Below are 20,176 nucleotides of genomic sequence, written 5' to 3'. Positions count from 1 at the left end.
GTGGGCGGCCGTCACCGTCCTCCCCTGGCGTGCCGGGCGATGTGCCGCAGCGCCACGGCGAACTCCTCGGCCGCCCGGCGCACGGTCGCCGTGTCGTGGAGGGCGGGGCGGTGGTGCCAGGTGAAGGCGAGGCGCCCGTGCTGCGCCGCGCCCACCACCTCCACCGGGTGCGAGCCGCCGTCGCGGGGGTCGTGGTCCTGCCCGAAGGAGCCGTGCTCGGCGCGGACCAGGCCGTCGCCGGCGGTCTCGGGCCGTGCGTCCCACTGGCCGAGGTAGTTGAAGACCACCTGGCCGTGCGCGCCGGCGGCGAGGCGCTCGCGGACCTCGGGCGGGCCGAAGGTGCGCAGGGCGCCGAAGCCCAGCCCGTTGCCCGGCACGGCGCGCAGCTGGCGGCGGACCGACTTCACCAGGGCGCGCCAGTCGCGGTCCGGACCGAGGTCATCGGGGTCGGGGACGTGGAAGGTGACCGGGTACATGGTGGTGAACCAGCCGACCGTACGGGACAGGTCCACGCCCTCCACGACGTCCTCCCGGCCGTGCCCCTCCAGGTCCAGCCGGATCCGCTCGTGGCCGGTCCAGCGGGCCAGTGCCAGGGCGAGGGCGGTCAGCAGCACGTCGTTGACGCGGGTGCGGTAGGCCGCCGGGGCCGCGCGCAGCAGTGCCTCGGTGTCCTCCTCGTCCAGTTCGACGGTGACCGTCGCGGTCTCGGCGGCACCGGGTTCGACGGTCCCGGGCTCGGCCGCACCGGGGTCAGCGGCACCCGGGTCAGCGGCACCGGGGTCAGCGGGACCGGGCACGGCGGGTCGGCCGGGCAGGGCCTCGGCGGCGCTCACCGCCTCGTCCCAGTAGGGCAGTTCGTGGTCCAGGCCGCCGTCGGCGACATGGGCCGCGAGCCGGAGCGCCCAGTCCCGGTAGGAGGTGCCGCGCTCCCCCAGCGTGATCGCCGTGCCCAGGGCGGCCTGCCGGTAGGCGCTCTCCAGGTCGTCGCGCAGCAGGCGCCAGGAGACGGCGTCGACGACCAGGTGGTGGGCGACCAGCAGCAGGAGCGCCGGGCGGTCCGGGGCGCCGGTGAACAGGGCCGCCCGCAGCAGCGGGCCCCGGGCCAGGTCGAAGCCGACGTGCAGTTCGTCGGCCGCCTTGGCCATGGCCGCGTCGGCGACCTCGGCGCTCTGCCCGGTCAGGTCGTACCGGACGAGGACGTCCTCGGCGGGGGCCGGCGGCGGGTTGAACTGGTGCCAGCCCGTCTCGTCGTGGGTGAAACGCAGCCGCAGGGCGTCGTGGTGTTCGAGCAGGGCGTCCAGCGCGGCCCGCAGTGCCCGCGGGTCGGGGTCGGCGCCGAGTTCGAGCAGGGTCGACTGGTTGAAGTGGTGGTGGGCGGCGCGCGGGGTGGCCAGGAACCACTCCTGGATGGGGGTGAGCGGTACGTCCCCGGTGACCGGACCGTCGTCCTCGCGGTCGGGGGCGGTGCGCACCACGGTGGCCAGTTCGGCCACCGTCTGGTGGGTGAAGAGCTCCCGGGTGGCGAGGTACAGGCCGTCCCGGCGCAGCCTGGACACCACCTGCATGCTGAGGATGGAGTCGCCGCCGAGCAGGAAGAAGTTGTCGTCGGCGCCGACCTCCTCGATGCCCAGGACGTCGGCCCAGATCCGGGCGATCCGGCGTTCGGTGTCGGTGCCCGGCTCCCGGCGCGGACCGGCCGCGGCCTGCGCGGGCCCGGGTTCGGGCAGGGCCCGCCGGTCGAGCTTGCCGTTCGGGGTGAGCGGCAGCCGTTCCAGCGGGACGAACACCGACGGGACGAGGTGCGGCGGCAGCAACCCGGCCAGGTGGGCGCGCAGTTCGGCGGCGGGCAGGCCCGCAGTGGCCCCATCGTCGTCGCCCTCCGGTGCGGCACCGCCCGCTCCGGCCCCGAGCGCCGGGACGACGTAGGCGACCAGCCGGCCGGCCCCGGAGCCCGCACCGCTCCCGGGGGCGTCGGCGCGCACGGTGACGACGGCGTCGCGCACCAGGGGGCTGCGGCGCAGCGCGCTCTCGATCTCGCCCGGTTCGATCCGGAAGCCGCGCAGCTTGATCTGGTCGTCGACGCGGCCGGCGAAGCGCAGTTCGCCGTCGGCGTCCCGGTGGGCGAGGTCGCCGGTGCGGTACATCCGCTCGCCCGGTGCGCCGAAGGGGTCGGCGAGGAACCGCCCGGCCGTCAGTCCCGGGCGGCCGAGGTAGCCGCGGGCGAGGCCGGGGCCGGCCAGCCAGAGCTCTCCGGTCACGCCGGGCGGCACCGGCCGCAGGGCGGCGTCCAGGACGTAGCTGCGGGCGGCGCCGCCGGGGCGGCCGATCGCCGGTGCGCCGGTGCCCGGCGACAGCGGGCCGGTCCAGGTGGCGACCACGGTGGCCTCGGTGGGGCCGTAGGAGTTGATCATCCGACGGCCGGGGGCCCAGGTGTCGACCAGATCGGCCGGGCAGGCCTCCGCCCCGACGACCAGGGTGCGCAGGGCGGGCAGGGTCGCGGCCGTCGCCGGGTCCACGGTGGCCAGGGCCGCCGGGGGGATCAGGGCGTGGGTGATGCGCCGTTCGGCCAGGACCTCGGCCAGCCGCTCGCCGACGAGCGGCCCTTCCTCCCCCGTGACCAGGGTGGCCCCGCTGAGCAGGGAGACGCACAGTTCCAGGACGGAGGCGTCGAAGCTGGGCGAGGCGAACTGGAGCACCCTGGCCCCGGGGCCGGCGGTGTACTGCTCGGCGGCGGCCGCCGCGAAGGCGGCGAGTCCGGCGTGAGTCACCAGGACGCCCTTGGGCGTGCCGGTCGATCCGGAGGTGTAGATGACGTAGGCCGGGTGTCCGGGGGTGAGCGGGGTGGCGCGGTCGGCGTCGGTGGGCGCGGTCTCGCGGTCGGTGGCGCGGTCGGCGTCGGTGGGCGGGGTCTGTGGCCCGTCGGCGGACCACACCTCGGCCGGGTCGTCGAGCACCAGGTGGGCACCCGCGTCGCGCACCATGAACTCCCGCCTGGGCGCCGGGTAGTCCGGGTCCACCGGGAGGAAGGCGCCGCCGGCCTTGGCGACGGCGAGCTGGGCCACCACCGCCGCCGCCGAGCGGGGCAGGGCGAGGGCGACCAGCCGCTCCGGCCCCACGCCGCGCCGGATGAGCCGGTGGGCCAGCCGGTTGGCCGCCCGCTCCACCTCGGCGTAGCTCAGCTCGCGGCCGCCGTCGAGCAGCGCCACCGCGTCGGGGGTGCGGGCGGCCCGGCGCTCGAAGAGTTCGGCCAGGGTCGCCTCGGGGACGGGGCGGAAGGTGCCGCGCGCCCGGTCCAGTTCGGCGGCCAGCTGGTCGCCACCGGCGAGCGGCAGCGCGCCGATGGCGCGATCCGGGTCCTCGGCGACGGCGGTGAGCAGGGTGGCGAGCTGCCCGGCCATCCGCTCGGCCGTGGCCGGGTCGAACAGGTCGGTGTTGTAGGTGATCAGGCCGTGCAGCGCGCCGGAGTCGGCCTCCGCGAACTCCAGCGCGAGGTCGAAGGCCGCCTGCGTGGTGTCGGTCTCGACGTCGGTCACGTGCAGGCCCGGGAGGTCGAGGTCGGCGGCCGGGGTGTTCTGGAGGACGACCAGGGCCTGGAAGAGCGGGCTGCGGCTGGTGTCGCGCACCGGCTGCACCTCGTCGACCACGCGCTCGAACGGCACGTCCTGGTGGGCGAAGGCGTCCCGGACGGTCTGCCGGACCGCACCGAGGAAGTCGCCGAAGGGCTGCGCGGGTTCCACCCGCGAGCGCAGCACCAGGGTGTTGACGAAGAAGCCGACGAGACCCTGGGTCTCCGCCTGCTCGCGGCCTGAGGTGACGGTGCCGACGGCGATGTCCTGGTCGCCGCCGAGCCGGGCGAGGTAGGCCTGCGCGGCGGCGACCAGGGTGGTGAACAGGGTGGCGCCGCGCTCCCGGCCGACCCGGGCCAGTCGGCGGGCCGTGTCGGCGGGCAGCTCCAGGCGGGCGGTGGCCCCGTTGGTGGTGCGCACGGCGGGCCGGGGCCGGTCGGTGGGCAGGCGCAGCGTCGAGACGTCGGCCAACTGCTCCTTCCAGTAGGCGAGTTGGTCGGGCCCGGCGGCGCCGACCGTGCGCTGCCAGTGCGCGTAGTCGGCGTACTGCACCGGCAGCGGCGCCAACCGGCTCTCCCCGGAGCCGAGTTCGGCGCGGTAGAGGTGGGCCAGATCGGTGAGCAGGACGGCGGTCGACCAGCCGTCGGTGACGATGTGGTGCAGGGTCAGGGCCAGCACGTGGTCGCCCTCGGCCAGCCGCACCAGGGCGGTGCGCAGCAGCGGTCCGCGGCGCAGGTCGAAGGGGCGGGCCCGCTCGGCGGCGAGCAGGCCGCGCAGGGCCTCCGCCCGCGGCTGCGCCGGCCGGCCGGACAGGTCGTGCAGCGGCAGCGGCACGTCCTGCGGCGGGTGGACGAGCTGGACGCCGTGGCCGTCGACGCTGTCGAAGGTGGTGCGCAGCGACTCGTGCCGGGCCGCGAGGGCGCGCAGGGCCGCGCCGAGGGCGTCGGTGTCCAGGGCGCCGCGCAGGCGCAGCGCGAGCGCGGTGACGTACTCGGCGCCGCCGGGCGCGAACTCCTCCAGGAACCACAGGCGTTGCTGGGCGTAGGACATCGGCGCGGCGCCGTCGCGGGCGACCGGGAGGACGGGCGGGCGCCCCGGGCCGCCCGGGCGGCCCTGCTCCTCGGTGAGCAGGCGGGCCAGGCCGGCCGGTGTGGGGTGGTCGAAGACGGCGCGGGGGGTGAGGTCGGCGCCGAAGGCCTCGGCGAGGCGGGCGGCGAGCCGGATGCTGAGGATGGAGTCGCCGCCCAGCTCGAAGAAGCCGTCCTCCACGCCGGGCGGCCGGATGCCCAGGACGTCCCCGAAGACCTCGGCGGTGCGGCGTTCGGCCTCGGTGCGCGGCTCGATCCGCGCGCGGCGTCCGCTCCCGTGCTCCTCGTCCGGCGCCGGGAGGGCCGCCCGGTCGACCTTGCCGTTGCGGCTCAGCGGGAGGGCGGCGAGCGGGACGAAGGCGGCGGGGACGAGGTAGTCGGGCAGCGCGCGGGCGGCGAAGGCCCGCAGTTCCCCGGGTTCGGCGCCCGCCGGGCCGACCACGTAGGCCACCAGGCACCGGGCGCCGGGCCGGTCCTCGCGGGTGACCACGGCGACGTCGGTGACCTGGGGGTGGCGGGCGAGTGCGGCCTCCACCTCGCCGGGTTCGACCCGGAAGCCCCGGATCTTCACCTGGTCGTCCGCGCGGCCCAGGAACTCGACGGTGCCGTCCGGGCGTCGCCTCGCCAGGTCGCCGGTGCGGTACATCCGGGCGCCGGGCGGGCCGGAGGGGTCGGCGAGGAAGCGGGCCGCGGTCTCGCCGGGCCGGCCCAGGTAGCCGCGGGCCACGCCGTCGCCGGCGACGTACAGTTCGCCCGCGCAGCCCGGCGGGACGGGCCGCAGGCGCCGGTCGAGGACGTGGACGCGGCGGTCGTCCAGGGGGTGGCCGATCGGCAGGGTGTCGGGCACCGCCGCCGCCTCCGCGACGGCGAAGGCGGTGGCGAAGGTCGTGGTCTCGGTGGGCCCGTAGCCGTCCACCACGGTCAGCCCGGGGCAGGCCGCCAGGACGCGGCGCACCGCGGCGGCGGGCACCACGTCCCCGCCGGTCCACAGCGTGCGCAGGCCCGCGAAGCAGTCCGGCGCGTCCTGGGCGAGCAGCCGGAAGAGCCCGGCGGTGAGCCACAGCGCCGTCGGCCCGTCCGGTCCGGCGAGCCGCCGCAGCAGGGCGGCGTCCACCGGCCCGTCGGGGGCGACGAGCACGCAGCCGCCGCCCAGCAGCGGCGCCCAGACCTCGAAGGTGGCGGCGTCGAAGGCGACCGGCGAGTGCAGCAGCACCCGTGCGCAGCGGCCGTCGGCGAAGCGGCTGTCGGTGGCGAGCGAGGCCACGTCGCGGTGCCGTACCGCCACCGCCTTGGGCACCCCGGTGGAGCCCGAGGTGAACATCACGTACGCCAGCCGGTCGGGGTCGGCGGGCGGCAGGGCCCCCGCCACCGGCCCGGCCGCGCCGGTGCGCGCGGCGGCGACCTGCTCGGCGGTGAGCCGCAGGGCGGCGCCGACCTGGTCGAGCAGGGCGCGGCGGCGCTCCTCGGGGGCCCGGAGGTCGACGGGCAGGTAGGCACCGCCCGCCTTGAGGACGGCCAGCTGGGCGGCGACGAGTTCGGCGGAGCGGTCCATCAGCAGCGCCACCCGGTCTTCGGGGGCCAGGCCGTCGGCCAGCAGCCGGGCCGCCAGGCGGTCGGACCAGTCGTCGAGTTGGCGGTAGGTCAGCTCGCGGTCGCCGTCGCGCACGGCGGGCGCGCCGGGGGTGCGCCGGACCTGCTCGGCGAAGACCTGGAGCGGGCTGCGCGGCGCCACCGGGCGGGCGGTTCCGTGCCAGGAGGCCAGCTGCTCCCGGTCGGCGGGGGTGAGCCGGTCCAGCTCGGCGAGGTCGCCGTCGAGGCCGTCGGCGAGGGCGGTGAGCAGCAGGACCAGGCGGTCGGCCGCGCCGTGGGCAGTCCGGTGGTCGAAGAGCGCGGGGTCGTAGGCCAGGTCGAAGCCGAGCCGCTCGGCCAGGTGGGCGCGCAGGCACCAGGGGAAGGTGGTGGCGTCGTCGGCGCGCACCTCGACCACCCGCACCCCGGTCCGGTCGGCGGCCGACTCGTCGACGGGGTAGTTCTCGAAGACCGCCATGCTGTCGAACAGCGGCTCCCCGGCGGGCAGGTCGCTCAGGGCCTGGACGCGTGGTAGTGCCAGGTGGTCGAAGCGGCGGCCGTCGCTCTGGCGTTCCTGGAGCTCCCGCAGCCAGGGCAGTACGCCGCCCGAGGGAATCGGGACCCTGGTCGGCACGGTGTTGATGAACAGGCCGATCATCGACTCGACGCCGGGCAGTTCGGCCGGGCGCCCGGACACGGTGGTGCCGAAGACCACGTCGTCGCCGCCGCTGTAGCGGGCCAGCAGCAGCGCCCAGGCGCCCTCCACCACGGTGTTGACGGTCAGTCCGGCGGCCGCGGCGTTCTCGCGCAGCCGCCGGGAGAGCGTCTCGTCCAGTTCGCGGTGGGCCGCGGCGCTGGAGCGGGCGCGGTGGGCCCGGGTCGGCGGGCGGTCGTACGGCAGCGGGGTCCGGCCGGTGAACCCGGCCAGCAGGCCGCGCCAGTGGGCCTCGGCCGCTTCCTCGTCCCGCTCGTGCAGCCAGCCCAGGAAGTCCGCGAACGGCCGCCGGACCGGCCGGGGCGCCTGCGGGCCGCCGGTCAGCGCGGCGTACTCCTCGCACACCTCGGTGAGCAGTTGTCCGGTGCTCCAGCCGTCCAGGATCAGGTGGTGGGTGGACCACAGCAGCAGGACCTCGTCACCGGGCAGCGCGGCCAGGGTCAGCCGGGTGAGCGGCGCGGTGGCGAGGTCCATCCCGGCGGCGCGCTCCTCGGCGAGCAGCCGCTCCGTCCGGTCGGCGCGCTGCCCGGCCGTCAGGTCGCGCCAGTCGAGCCGGCGGACGGGCAGCGCGGCATGCCGCGCGACCACCTGGACGGGGTGCGGCAGGCCCCGCCAGTGAACGCTGGAACGCAGTGCCGGGGTGCGGTCGGCGACCTGCTGCCAGGCCTCGGCGAAGGCCCGCGGGTCGGCCACGCCGGCCAGGCGCACCGCGATCCGGTCCACGTAGGCGCCGTCGGCGTCGACGAGCCCGTGGAAGAGCATGCCGGACTGCAGCGGCGTCAGCGGCAGCACGTCGTCGGTCTCGCGCCCGTCGCCGACGAGCCGGTCCAGCCGGTCCTGGTCGAGGCCGGCGAGCGGGAAGTCCGACGGGGTGCGGCCGCCGGCGTCCGGGCGGGCGCAGTGCGCGGCCAGCTCGTGCAGCGCGGCGCCCATCTCCTCGGCGAGCCCGCGGACGGTGGCCTCGTCGTAGACGGCGGCGGGGTAGGTCCACGCCAGTTCGAGGCGGCCGTCCTGGACCGCGCCGATGATGTCCAGCAGGTAGGGGCGGGGCTCGTCGGGGTCGGTGTCGCGACCGGCCGGGGGCAGCGCGCCGCGGACCAGGCCGTCGGCGCCGCCGCGGGTGTCCCACTGACCGTGGTAGTTGAAGCCGATCTGCGGCGCCGCCGAGCCGGTCAGCGGGCCGTCCGGCCGCAGGTGGCGCAGCGCGCCGTGGCTGAGTCCGCGCAGCGGGACGGCGCGCAGCTGCTCCTTGACCGAGCGCAGGGTGTCGTGCCATCCGGCGTCGGGGTCGACGCGCAGGGCGAGCGGGAACTCGGCGGTGAACCAGCCCACCGTCCGGGAGAGGTCCAGGTCCTCGAACAGGTCCTCGCGGCCGTGCCCCTCCACTCCGACCAGCACGGTGTCCCGGCCGCACCAACGGGCCAGGGTGCGGCCCAGGGCGCTGAGCAGGACGTCGTTGACCTGGGTGCGGTAGACCTCGGGGACGCGGCGCAGCAGCGCCTCGGTGGTCCGCTCGTCCAGCGTCACCTGCACGGTGGCGGCGGTGGCGTGGGTGTTGGAGGCGCCGGTGTCAGGGGCGGGGCGGCCGGCGGGCAGGTCGGCCGGGGCCGCGCCGGTGCGCGTCCAGTGGCCGAGGTCGCCGTCCAGGGCGCCGGCGCGGGTGTGCCGCTCCAGCCGGGTGGCCCAGCGGCCGTAGGACGTGCCGGTCGGCGGCAGGGCGACGGGGGCTCCGGCGCGGGCCGTGCGGTACGCCGCTTCGAGGTCGGCCAGCAGGATGCGCCAGGAGACGCCGTCCACGGCCAGGTGGTGCACGGTGAGGACGAGTTGGCCCGGCTGCCGGGGGCCGGGGTCGAAGAACAGGGCCCGCAGCAACCGGCCGTCGACGGGGTCGAGGGAGCGCTGGGCCTCGTCGGTGGCGCGCTGGACCTGCGCCTCCGCGTCATGGCCGGTGAGGTCCGGGTGGCTGACGTCGTGCCGGGTGAAGAGGCCGTCCGCCCCCTGGGGAAGCACCTCCTGGCGCCAGCCGGCCTCGGTGCGGTGGAAGCGGGTGCGCAGGGCCGGGTGGTGCTCCACCAGGGCCAGCACCGCCCGGCGCAGGGCCGCCGGATCGGTGCCGGGGGCCAGTTCCAGGCGCTGGGTCATGGTGAAGCGCAGGGCGTCGCCGGGGCGGCGGCCGTCGAGGTACCAGTGCTGGATCGGGGTGAGCGGCGCCTCGCCGGGCTCGGCTTCGCCGCCTTCCTGGCGATCGGTCAGATCTCCTGCGCACAGGGCGAGTTCGGCGATGTTCTGGTGCCGGAAGACGTCCTTGGTGGTGAGGGAGAGCCCGGCGGCGCGGGCGCGGGAGACGATCTGGATGCTGAGGATGGAGTCGCCGCCGAGCGCGAAGAAGTTGTCCCGGGTGCCGACGCGCTCCACGCCCAGCACCTCGGCCCAGATCGCGGCGAGCCGTTCCTCGGCACCGGGCCGCGGTGCGACGTACGGGGTAGTGCGGTCGGGCTGGGCGGGCGGCGCGGGCAGCGCGCGCCGGTCGGTCTTGCCGCCGGTGGTCCGCGGTATTCGGGCCAGCGGGACGAACGCGGCGGGCACCAGGTGGTCGGGCAGCGTCCGCCGCAGCCAGGTCCGCAGTTCCTCGGCGGTCGGCACGCGGCGGCCGGCGGGCACCGGGTAGCCGACGAGCACCGTACGGCCGGCGTGCTCGCGCGCGGCGACCGCGCAGTCGGCGACGTCCGGGTGGGCGAGCAGGGCGGCCTCCACCTCCCCGGGCTCGATCCGGAACCCGCGGACCTTGACCTGTTCGTCGGCCCGGCCCCGGAACTCCAGTTGCCCGTTCGCGTCCCAGCGGGCCAGGTCGCCGGTGCGGTACATCCGGGCCCCGGGCGGGCCGTAGGGGTCGGCGAGGAAGCGGGCGGCCGTCAGCCCGGGCCGGTTCAGGTAGCCGCGGGCCACCTGCTCCCCCGCCAGGTACAGCTCCCCCGGCATGCCGGGCGGCACCGGCCGCAGGGCGCCGTCGAGCAGGTAGGCGCCCAGGTTGCGGCCGGGGCGGCCGATGACGGGGCGCTCGGGGTGGTCCGCGCACCGGGCGTAGGCGGCGTCGACGGTGCACTCGGTGGGCCCGTACATGTTGTAGGCGGTGACGCCGAGGTCCGCGTGCGCCGCGCACAGCTCCCGCCAGACGGCGGCGGGGACGGCCTCGCCGCCGACCAGCAGCAGGCGCGGGTGGTGCGGGCCGGGGGCGAGCAGTCCGGCGGCGGTGAGTTCGCGCAGGAAGGAGGGGGTGACGTTGACCAGGTCCAGGCGGCGGTCGACGACCTGGGCGCAGAACGCCTGCGGGTCCAGCCGGACGTCCTCGTCGATCAGGTGGAGCTCCTGGCCCAGTGCGAGCAGCAGCGGGCCCTCCCAGCTGGTGTCGAAGGAGAAGGAGGCGCTGAGCGCGGCCCGCAGCCGCCCTCCGTCGGCGGTGTGCGGCGCGACCAGGCCCTCCTGGTGGTCCCGGCAGAGGTTGACCAGCTGGCGGTGTTCGACGACGACGCCCTTGGGGCGGCCGGTCGAGCCGGAGGTGTGGACGAGGTAGGCGGCGTGCTGCGGCAGCAGGGGGGCGGTCCGCTCGGCGTCGGTCAGGTCGTGGGCGGGCAGCGCGTCCCACGGCACCTCGCGCAGGGCCTGCCCGGTCAGCACCACCCGGGGCCGGGTGTCGTCGAGGAGGAGGGCGGCCCGGTCCTCGGGCAGGTCCGGGTCGACGAAGAGCAGGGCGGCGCCCGCCTTGAGCACCGCGAACAGCGCCACCAGCAGGTCCGAGGTGCGCGGCAGCCGGACCGCGACCACCTGCTCCGGGCCGGCGCCGCGGGCGGCGAGGTGGCGGGCGAGCCGGTTGGCCCGCGCGTTGAGGGCGGCGAAGTCGAGGGTGGCGTCCCGGGCGACCAGGGCGGTGGCGTCCGGGGTGCGGGCGGCCTGCGCCTCGAACAGGGCGGGGAAGGTGGTGTCCGGCGCGGGCAGCGGCGTGCCCCGCCCCTGCCGCAGCACCCGGCGCCGCTCGTCGGCCGTCATCAGCGGCAGCGCCCCGACGGCCGTCTCCGGCGCCTCGGCCACGGCCTCCAGCAGGGTGCCCAGCCAGCCGGCCAGGTGCTCGGCGGTCCGCGCGTCGAACAGCCCGGTGTTGTACTCCAGATAGCCGGTCAGGCCGCCGTCGCGCTCGACGAAGTCGAAGGAGAGGTCGAAGGTGGCGCCGTGGACGGGCGGGGTGACCGGCTCCACCGTCAGGCCCGGCAGGTTCGGCACCTCGGCGCCGAGGTTGTGCAGGGCCACCATGACCTGGAAGAGCGGCGTGCGGCTGGTGTCGCGCTCCGGCTGGAGGGCGTCCACCAGCCGCTCGAAGGGCACCTCCTGGTGGGCGAGCGCTTCCAGGACGGTGCCGTGGGCGGCGGCCAGCAGTTCGCCGAACGGCAGCTCCGGCCGGACGGCGCCGCGCAGCACCAGGGTGTTGACGAACATGCCGACCACGTCGTGGAGTTCGCCCTGCTCGCGGCCCGAGGTGACGGTGCCGACCGCGATGTCCTGCTGCCCGGACCAGCGGGCGAGCAGGACCTGGCAGGCCGCCAGGAGGGTGGTGTAGAGGGTGCCGTCGACCTCCCGGCCCCGTTCGCGCAACCGCGCGGTCAGCCCGGCGGGCAGGGTGAAGGCGACCAGCGCGCCGTCCCGGGTGCGTACGGCCGGGCGCGGCCGGTCGGTGGGCAGCTCCAGCGGGGTCAGGCCGTCCAGGGCCCGGCGCCAGTGGGCGAGGTCCGCCTCGGCGAGGTCGGTGCGCGCGCGCTGCCAGGACGCGTAGTCGGTGTAGCGCACGGGCAGCGCGGGCAGCCGTGGCGGGCGCCCCTCGCGGGCCGCCGCGTACAGCTCGCCCAGGTCGCGGCCCAGGACGCCCATCGACCAGCCGTCGGTGGCGATGTGGTGCACGGCCAGCGCGAGCACGTGCTCGTCCGCGGCCGTCCGGACCAGCCGGGCCCGCAGCAGGGGCCCGGCGGCCAGGTCGAACGGGGTGGCGGCGATCCGCTCCAGCAGCGCGTCCAGGGCCGCCGGGGGCGACCCGGCGAGGTCCTCGCACGGCAGCTCGACCGGCTGCGGCGGGCGCACCACCTGCCGGGCGCGGCCGTCCCGCTCGGCGAAGGTGGTCCGCAGCGCCTCGTGCCGGGCGACCAGGGCGTCCAGGGCGGTGCCCAGCGCGACCGGGTCGAGCGCTCCGCGCAGGCGCAGCACGGACAGCGAGGTGTACTCGGTGCTGCCCGGCTCGAACCGGTCGAGGAACCAGAGCCGCTGCTGGGCGTACGACAGCGGTGGCTCGGCCGCCGGGTCCGCGGCCGGGATGACCCGGGCCGACGGGCCGTCCGCCGCGCCCGGCTCGCCCGGCTCGCCGAGCGAGCCGAGGGCTTCGGCCAGGTCCGCCAGCACCGGGTGGCTGAACAGCAGCCGGGGCGAGAGGTCCGCCGCCCCGAAGGCCGCGCGCAGCCGGGCGGTGACCCGGACGGCGAGGATGGAGTCGCCGCCCAGGGCGAAGAAGTCGTCCTCGGCGCCGATCTCCCCGGTGTCCAGGACCTCCGTCCAGGCCGCGGCGACCAGCCGCTCGGCGCGGGTGCGGGGTGCGGTGCGCTGCCGGCCGGCGGCGAAGCCCTCCGGGCCGGGCGCGGGCAGCGCGCGCCGGTCGAGCTTGCCGTTGGGGGTGAGCGGCAGGACAGCCAGGGGGACGTACGCGGCGGGCACCAGGTAGGCGGGCAGCAGCCGTTCGAGGTGGGCGCGCAGGTCGGCGGCGGCCGGGGGGTGGGCCGCGCCGGGGCCGGCGACGACGTGGGCGACCAGCCGGCGGGTGCCGGAGGCGTCCTGGTACACGCCCACGGTGGCGGCGCCCACACCCGGGTGGGTCTGGAGGGCGGCCTCGATCTCGCCGGGTTCGATCCGGTAGCCGCGGATCTTGACCTGCTGGTCGGCGCGGCCCAGGTAGCGAAGGGTGCCGTCGGCCTGTCGGCGCGCCCGGTCGCCGGTGCGGTACATCCGGGTGCCCGGGGCCCCGAACGGGTCGGCGAGGAAGCGGGTGGCGGTCAGGCCGGGCCGGTCGAGGTAGCCGCGGGCCAGACCCTCCCCCGCCACGTACAGCTCGCCCACGGCGCCCGGGGGCACCGGGGCCAGGTCGGTGTCGAGGACGTACAGCCGCAGGTCCGGGAGGCCGGTGCCGATCGGTGCGGGGCCGCCGGCCGCCGCGGTCGTGCGGTCCAGCGGGGCGTGGGTGACGTGCACGGTCGTCTCGGTGATGCCGTACATGTTCACCAGGCGCGGCGCGTCCTGCGGGTGGCGGTCGTACCAGTCGGCGAGGCGGCCGGCGTCCAGCGCCTCGCCGCCGAAGACCACCGTGCGCAGCGCCAGCCGGCGGGAGAGCTCGGGGTGTTCGGCGTCGGCGCGGGCCAGCGGGTGGAAGGCGGACGGGGTCTGGTTGAGGACGGTGACGCCTTCGTCGGCGAGCAGCCGCAGGAAGTCCTCCGGGGAGCGGGCGGTGTCCTCGGGCACGACGACGAGCCGGCCGCCGTGCAGCAGCGGGCCCCACAGCTCCCAGACCGAGAAGTCGAAGGTGTAGGAGTGGAACAGCGTCCAGACGTCCTCGGCGCCGAAGCCGAACACGTCCTCGGTCTGCTCGAACAGCCGCACCACGTTGGCGTGCGGCACCACGACACCCTTGGGGCGGCCGGTGGAGCCGGAGGTGAAGATGGCGTAGGCGGGGCTGTCGGGCAGCGGGCGGTGCCCGGCGGCGAGCGGGGCGGCCGGGCCCCGGGCCAGGTCGGCGCGCAGCTGCGGGTCCGCCAGGGAGAGGACGGGCACCCCGTGCTCGAAGCTCTCGGGCGGCGCGCCGGGCACGTGGGTCACCAGGGCCACCGGGGCGGCGTCGCCCAGCAGTTGGGCGCGGCGTTCGGCCGGCAGGCCCGGGTCGAGCGGCAGGTAGGCCGCGCCGGTCTTGAGGACGGCGAGGACGGCCACGACCAGGTCGGCCGTGCGGGGCAGCGCGAGGGCCACGAACCGCTCGGGCCCGGCGCCGAGCCCGGCCAGCCGGTGGGCGAGCCGGTCGGCCCGCGCGTCCAGGGCGGCGTAGTCGAGGTGCTCGTCGCCGCAGGTGACGGCCTCGGCGTGCGGGGTGCGGGCGGCCTGCGCCTCGAAGAGGTCGACCAGGGTCCGGTCGGGGCGGCCCCGCACGGTGCCGTCCCACTCGGTCAGCAGCCGCCGCTCCTGCGCGGTCGTCCACTCCAGGGCGCGCAGCGGCCGGTCCAGTCCGGCGGCCAGTCCGGTGAGCAGCAGGCAGAGCCGCTCGGCGAGGGCGCGGACCGTCGCGGCGTCGAACAGCTCCGGGTCGTAGGCGAGGTCGAAGCCGAAGTGCCCGCCCTGGTAGGCGCGCAGGACGAGCGGGTAGTTGGTGGCGTCCCGGGAGGTGACCTCCACCAGGCGCACCCCGCTGCCGGCCGTGCGGGCGTCGTCGAAGGGGTAGTTCTCGAAGGCGACGATGCTGTCGAACAGCGTGCCGCCGGACGGCACGCCGCTGAAGGCGGTGAGTTCGGCGAGGGAGACCGCGGCGTGGCGCCGGGCCTCGGCCTGGGCCTCCTGGAGGTCGCGCAGCCAGTCGGCGGCGGTGCGGTCGCCGTCGACCAGGACCCTGGTGGGCAGGGTGTTGATGAACATGCCGATCATCGACTCGACGCCGGGCAGTTCGTCGGGGCGTCCGGAGACGGTCGTCCCGAACAGCACGTCCGGCTCGCCGCTGTACCGGGAGAGCAGCAGGGCCCAGGCGCCCTGCACCACGGTGCCGAGGGTGAGCCCGGCCTGCCGGGCGGTGCGGGCCAGCCGCTCGGAGGCCTCCGGCGACAGGCCGGCGGTGTGCGCGAGCGCCGAGCGGGCCCGGTGGGCCTCGCGCCGGACGCGGTCGGCGGGCAGCGGGGTGGCGGTGGCGAAGCCGTCCAGGACGCCCCGCCAGTGCGCGCGGGCGGCCGCGGTGTCCTGCCCGGCCAGCCAGTGCACGTAGTCGGCGAAGGGCCGGCGCACCGCCGGTGTCGGCACGCCCCCGGTGGTGAGGGCCGCGTACTCCTCGAACACGTCGGTGAGCACCTGGGCCAGGCTCCAGCCGTCCAGGATCAGGTGGTGGGAGGTCCACAGCAGGTGCAGGCGGGCCTCGGGCAGCCGGACCAGGGTGAGCCGGGTGAGCGGCGCCGTGGCGAGGTCCAGCCCGTGGGCGAGGTCGTCCGCGCGCAGCCGGGCCAGCCGGTCGGCGCGCTCGCCCGGGTCGACCGCCCGCAGGTCCAGGTGGGTCACCGGCAGCCGGACGCCGCGGCGCACGACCTGGAGGGGGGCGGGGACGCCCTCCCACACCACCGAGGTGCGCAGCGCGGGCGTGCGGTCGGCGACCCGCTGCCAGGCCAGGGCGAAGGCGTACGGGTCGCCCACGCCCTCCAGCAGCAGGCCGGCCTGGTCCACGTAGACGTCGTCGGGGCCGCCGACCAGGCGGTGGAAGAGCATGCCCTCCTGGAGCGGGGTGAGCGGCAGCAGGTCCTCGACGTCCCGCCCGTCGCCGGCGATCCGGTCCACCCCGGCCTGGTCCAGTCCGGCCAGCGGGTAGTCGGAGGGGGTGCGGCCGCCGGCGTCGGGGCGGGCGCAGTGCTCGACGATGCCGGTCAGCGCCGAGGCCGTGGCCTGCGCCAGCGCGCGGACGGTGGCCGCCTCGTGCGCCTGGTCGCTGTAGTGCCAGGTGAGTTCCAGTTCGCCGTCGGCGACGACGGCGGAGACGTCGAGCAGGTGGTCCAGGGGTTCGTCGGGGGCGAGCTCCCGGCCCGGCGCCTGGCCGGCGGGCGCGAAGTCGCCGGTCCCGGGGGCGGTCCACTGCCCGTGGTAGGTGAAGCAGACCTGCGGCAGCGGACGGCCCCTCAGGGCGTCGGCGGCGGGCGGGCCGAGCCGGGCCAGGGCCTCGTAGCTCAGGCCCCGGCGGGGTACGGCGCGCAGCCGCTCCTTGACCTGCTTGAGGGTGGCGGCCCAGTCGGGGGCGCCGGCCGGGCCGGCCGGGGCGAGGGTGACGGGGTACCGGGTGGTGAACCAGCCGACCGTCCGGGAGAGGTCGACGCCGTCGAAGAGTTCCTCGCGGCCGTGGCCCTCCAGGGCGATGGTCACCCGTTCGGTGCCCGTCCAGTCGGCGAGGGCCCGGCCCAGCGCGCTGAGCAGCACGTCGTTGACCTGGGTCCGGTAGGCCTCGGGGACTCTGCGCAGCAGGGCCTCGGTGGTGGCGCGGTCGAGCCGGGTGCGCAGGGTGCGCACGGAGGCGGCCGTGGGCGTGCCGGGGTGGTCGACGGGCAGCGGGGCCGCCGGGGCCCTGGTCTCGGCGCTCCAGTAGGGCAGGTCGTCGTCGAGGCCTCCGGCCCGGACCCGTTCGGCGAGGTGGTGGGCCCAGTCGGTGAACGGGGTGGGCTCGGGCTCCAGGTGCGGGGCGTCCCCGGCCGCCGCCTGCCGGTAGGCCTGTTCCAGGTCGGCGAGCAGCACCCGCCAGGAGACGCCGTCGACGGCCAGGTGGTGGGCGGTCAGGACGAGTTGGGGCCGGGCGTCGCCGCGGGCCCGGAACAGGACGGCGCGCAGCAGGGTGCCGGTGGCCGGGTCCAGGGCGGCGCGGGCGGCCTCGGCGGCCTCGACCCGGGCGGCTTCAGGGCCGGGGCCGGCGCCGGGGGCGGGCGGGTCGAGTCTGGTCAGCAGCCCGGTGCCCGGGTCCGCGACCGGCTCCTGGCGCCAGGTGCCCCCGGCGCGGGTGAAGCGGGTGCGCAGCGCCGGGTGGGCCGCCAGGACCGCCCGCAGCGCCTGGTCCAGGGCCGGCTCGTCGAGGTCGCGCGGCAGGTCGAGCAGCATCGACATGGTGAAGTGGCGCAGCGGGCCGTGGGCGGCGAAGAACCACTCCTGGACGGGGGTGAGCGGGGCCGGTCCGTCCGCGCGGCGCGGCCGGGGGGCCGGGGCGGCTGCCGGGCGGGCGGCGGCGACCAGGTCGGCGACGGTCTGGTGGCGGAAGACGTCCTGGGAGCCGATCCGCAGGCCGGCGGCGCGGGCCCGGGAGACGGCCTGGATGCTCAGGATCGAGTCGCCGCCGAGCTCGAAGAAGTTGTCGGTGACGCCGACCCGCGCCACGCCCAGCACCTCGGCCCAGATCCCGGCGAGGGTCTCCTCCTCGGGGGTGCGCGGGGCGACGAACTCCCCTTCCCTTCCTTCGCCTTCGAGGTCGGGGGCGGGCAGCGCTCGGCGGTCCAGCTTCCCGCTGGTGGTGAGCGGCAGGGTGTCGAGCGCGGTGAACGAGGACGGCACCAGGTGGTCGGGCAGCACCCGCCGCAGGGCGGCGCGCAGGTCGGCGGACGGGCGGGCCGCGCCGTCGGCGAAGACCAGGTAGGCCGCCAGCCGGGTGTGGCCGCGCGCGTCGGGCACGGCGGCGACGGCGGCCGCGGCGACCTGCGGCAGGTCGAGCAGCGCCGCCTCGATCTCGCCGGGTTCGATCCGGTGGCCGCGCACCTTGACCTGGTCGTCGGCGCGCCCGAGGTACTCCAGGCTCCCGTCGGCCGTCCAGCGGGCCAGGTCGCCGGTGCGGTACATCCGGGCGCCGGGCGGCCCGTACGGGTCGGCGGTGAAGCGGGCGGCGGTCAGCCCCGGCCGGCCGGCGTAGCCGCGGGCGACCTGCTCGCCGGCGAGGTGGAGTTCGCCGCTCACCCCGGGCGGCACCGGCTGGAGCCGGTCGTCGAGGACGTAGGCGCGCAGGTTGGGCAGCGGGCGGCCCACCAGCGGCCGGTCACCGCCCGCGATGCGGCAGGCGAGCGCGTCGACCGTGCACTCGGTGGGGCCGTAGTAGTTGTAGGCGGCGACGTCCGGGTGTCCGGCGAGTTCGCGCCAGAGCCGGGGCCCGACGGCCTCGCCGCCGAGCATCAGCACCCGGGGGTGGTGGCGCGGGTCGTCGAGCAGCCCGGCGGGCAGCAGCTGGCGCAGGTAGGAGGGGGTCAGGTCGAGGAAGTCGACGCGGTGGCGCACGACGTACTCGACCAGGGCGGCCGGGTCCATCCGGGTCGTCTCGTCGACCAGGTGCAGCGGGTGGCCGTCGGCCATCAGCAGCACGCCCTCCAGGGAGGTGTCGAAGGAGAACGAGGCGGTCAGCGCCACGCGCAGCGGCCCGCCGCCCGCGTCGGCGACGAAGCCCGCCCGGTGGGCGGCGAGCAGGTTCACCACCGCGCGGTGCGGGACGGCGACGCCCTTGGGGCGGCCGGTGGAGCCGGAGGTGTAGAGCACGTACGCGGTGTTGGAGGGGTGCAGCGGGGCGGTCCGGTCGGCGTCGCCGGGGTCGGTGTCCGGGCCGGTGTCGGGCAGCGCCCGGAGCGCCTGCTCGTCCAGGACCAGGGCGGGGCGGGCGTCGTCGAGCAGGTAGCGCAGGCGCTCGGCCGGCAGGGCCGGGTCCAGGGGCAGGTAGCCGGCGCCGGCCTTCCAGACGGCGAGGATCGCCACGATCATGTCGGCGGTGCGCGGCAGCCGCAGCGCGACCAGCCGTTCGGGGCCGGCGCCGCGGGCGATGAGCTGGTGGGCGAGCCGGTTGGCGCGGGTGTCGAGCGTCGCGTAGTCGAGCCGCTCGGCTCCGGCGACCAGGGCCGGGGCGTGCGGGGTCAGGGCGGCCCTGCGCCGGAACAGCTCGGGGTAGCTGGTGTCCTCGACGGGCAGCGCGGTGGCGTTCCAGTCCCGGGTGACCTGCCGGGTCTCCCGGGGCGAGAGCAGCGGCAGGGTGCCGAGCGGGCGGTCGGGTTCGGCGGCGGCGCCGTCCAGCAGCAGCAGGAGCTGGTCGGCCATCCGGCGGGCGGTGGGCGCGTCGAAGAGGTCGGCGCGGTACTCCAGCAGGCCGGTGAGCGCCTCGCCGTCCGGGACGAACTCGACGCTGAGGTCGAAGGTGGCGGCCTGCCGGGGCACGGCGACCGGGGTGAGCGCCGACCCCAGCGGGGTGGTGGCCTCGGGCGGCGCGGGGTGCAGCAGGACCAGCACGTCGAACAGCGGGTTGCGGCCCGCCTGGCGGGGTGCGCCGACCGCCTCGACGAGCCGTTCGAAGGGCGTGTCGCCGTGCGCGAGCGCGTCGTTGCCGGTCTCGGTGGCGGCCGCGAGCAGGTCGCGGAAGGATCCGGCGGGCTCCACCCGGGTGCGCAGGACGACGGTGTTGACGAAGCAGCCGACGGCCCGTTCCAGCTCGGTGCGGGAGCGCCCGGGCGTCAGGGAGCCGACGGTGACGTCCTGCTGGCCGGACCAGCGGGCCAGCAGCGCCTGGGTGGCGGCGACCAGGGCGGTGTGCAGGGTGCCGTGCCGCTCGGCCGCGAGCTCGCGCAGCCGGGCGGTGAGCGGCGCGGGGACGGTGAAGGCGTGGACGGCGCCGGGGCCGGCCTCCTCGCCGCGCCGCGGGTGGTCCAGCGGCAGTTCCGGCGGCACCGCACCGGTCAGTTTCGCCTTCCAGTGGGCCAGTTGGCCCTCCAGCCGGGCGCCGGAGAGCTGTTCGCGCTGCCACACCGCGAAGTCCGGGTACTGGACCGCCACCGGGGGCAGGTCCGGGGCGGCGCCGCGGGCCAGGGCCTCGTAGCCGGTGCACAGTTCGTCCAGGACGACGCCCATCGACCAGCCGTCGGTGACGATGTGGTGCGCCGTCACCTGCAGGACGTGCGAGCGGTCCGACTCGCGCACCAGCAGGGCGCGCAGCAGCGGCCCCTGCCGGAGGTCGAAGGGGCGGGAGTACTCCTGGAGCAGGATCGCGTCGAGGGTCTCCCCGTCGGCCGGCTCCCGGACGGGCAGCGGCACCGGCCCGGCCGGCCGCACGGTCTGCACCGGGCGGCCGTCGGCCTCGTCGAAGGTGGTCCGCAGCCCCTCGTGACGGGCCACGACGGCGGCCAGCGCCCCGGCGAGCGCCGTGCGGTCCAGCGGGCCGGTGAACCGTACGGCGACCGCGCTGTTGTAGCGGGGGTCGCCGGGGCGCAGCCGGTCCAGGAACCACAGGCGCTGCTGGACGAAGGAGGGCGGCAGCGGTCGGCTGCGGTCGGCTTGCGGGATGGACCGGTCGGCGGCGGCCCGGGCGCCGCCGGAGCGCCCGGCCAGCCGCAGGCGCAGCGCTTCGCGCAGGTCGGCGGGCAGGGCCTCGGCGCGGTCTCGCTTCGAAGGCGTCATGGTCGTCGGATCCTCACCGTTCG

The 20,176-nt window shown here is 77.1% G+C and carries 1 protein-coding gene; it reads right to left on the bottom strand.

All coding sequences use genetic code 11. The annotated features are described in order from the left end of the window. Window positions 1-11: 11 nt before the first annotated feature. The gene (locus ACIO9K_RS30640) at window positions 12-20,153 is read right to left on the bottom strand and encodes a non-ribosomal peptide synthase/polyketide synthase (RefSeq protein ID WP_400334786.1); all 20,142 of its coding nucleotides are present in this window, start codon (window positions 20,151-20,153) and stop codon (window positions 12-14) included. Window positions 20,154-20,176: the final 23 nt, after the last annotated feature.

This window comes from Kitasatospora sp. NPDC087271, assembly GCF_044744605.1.
Classification (GTDB): domain Bacteria; phylum Actinomycetota; class Actinomycetes; order Streptomycetales; family Streptomycetaceae; genus Kitasatospora.
Note: the sequence above shows the minus strand (reverse complement) of the source record. Positions and strands in the feature narration are given on the sequence as shown.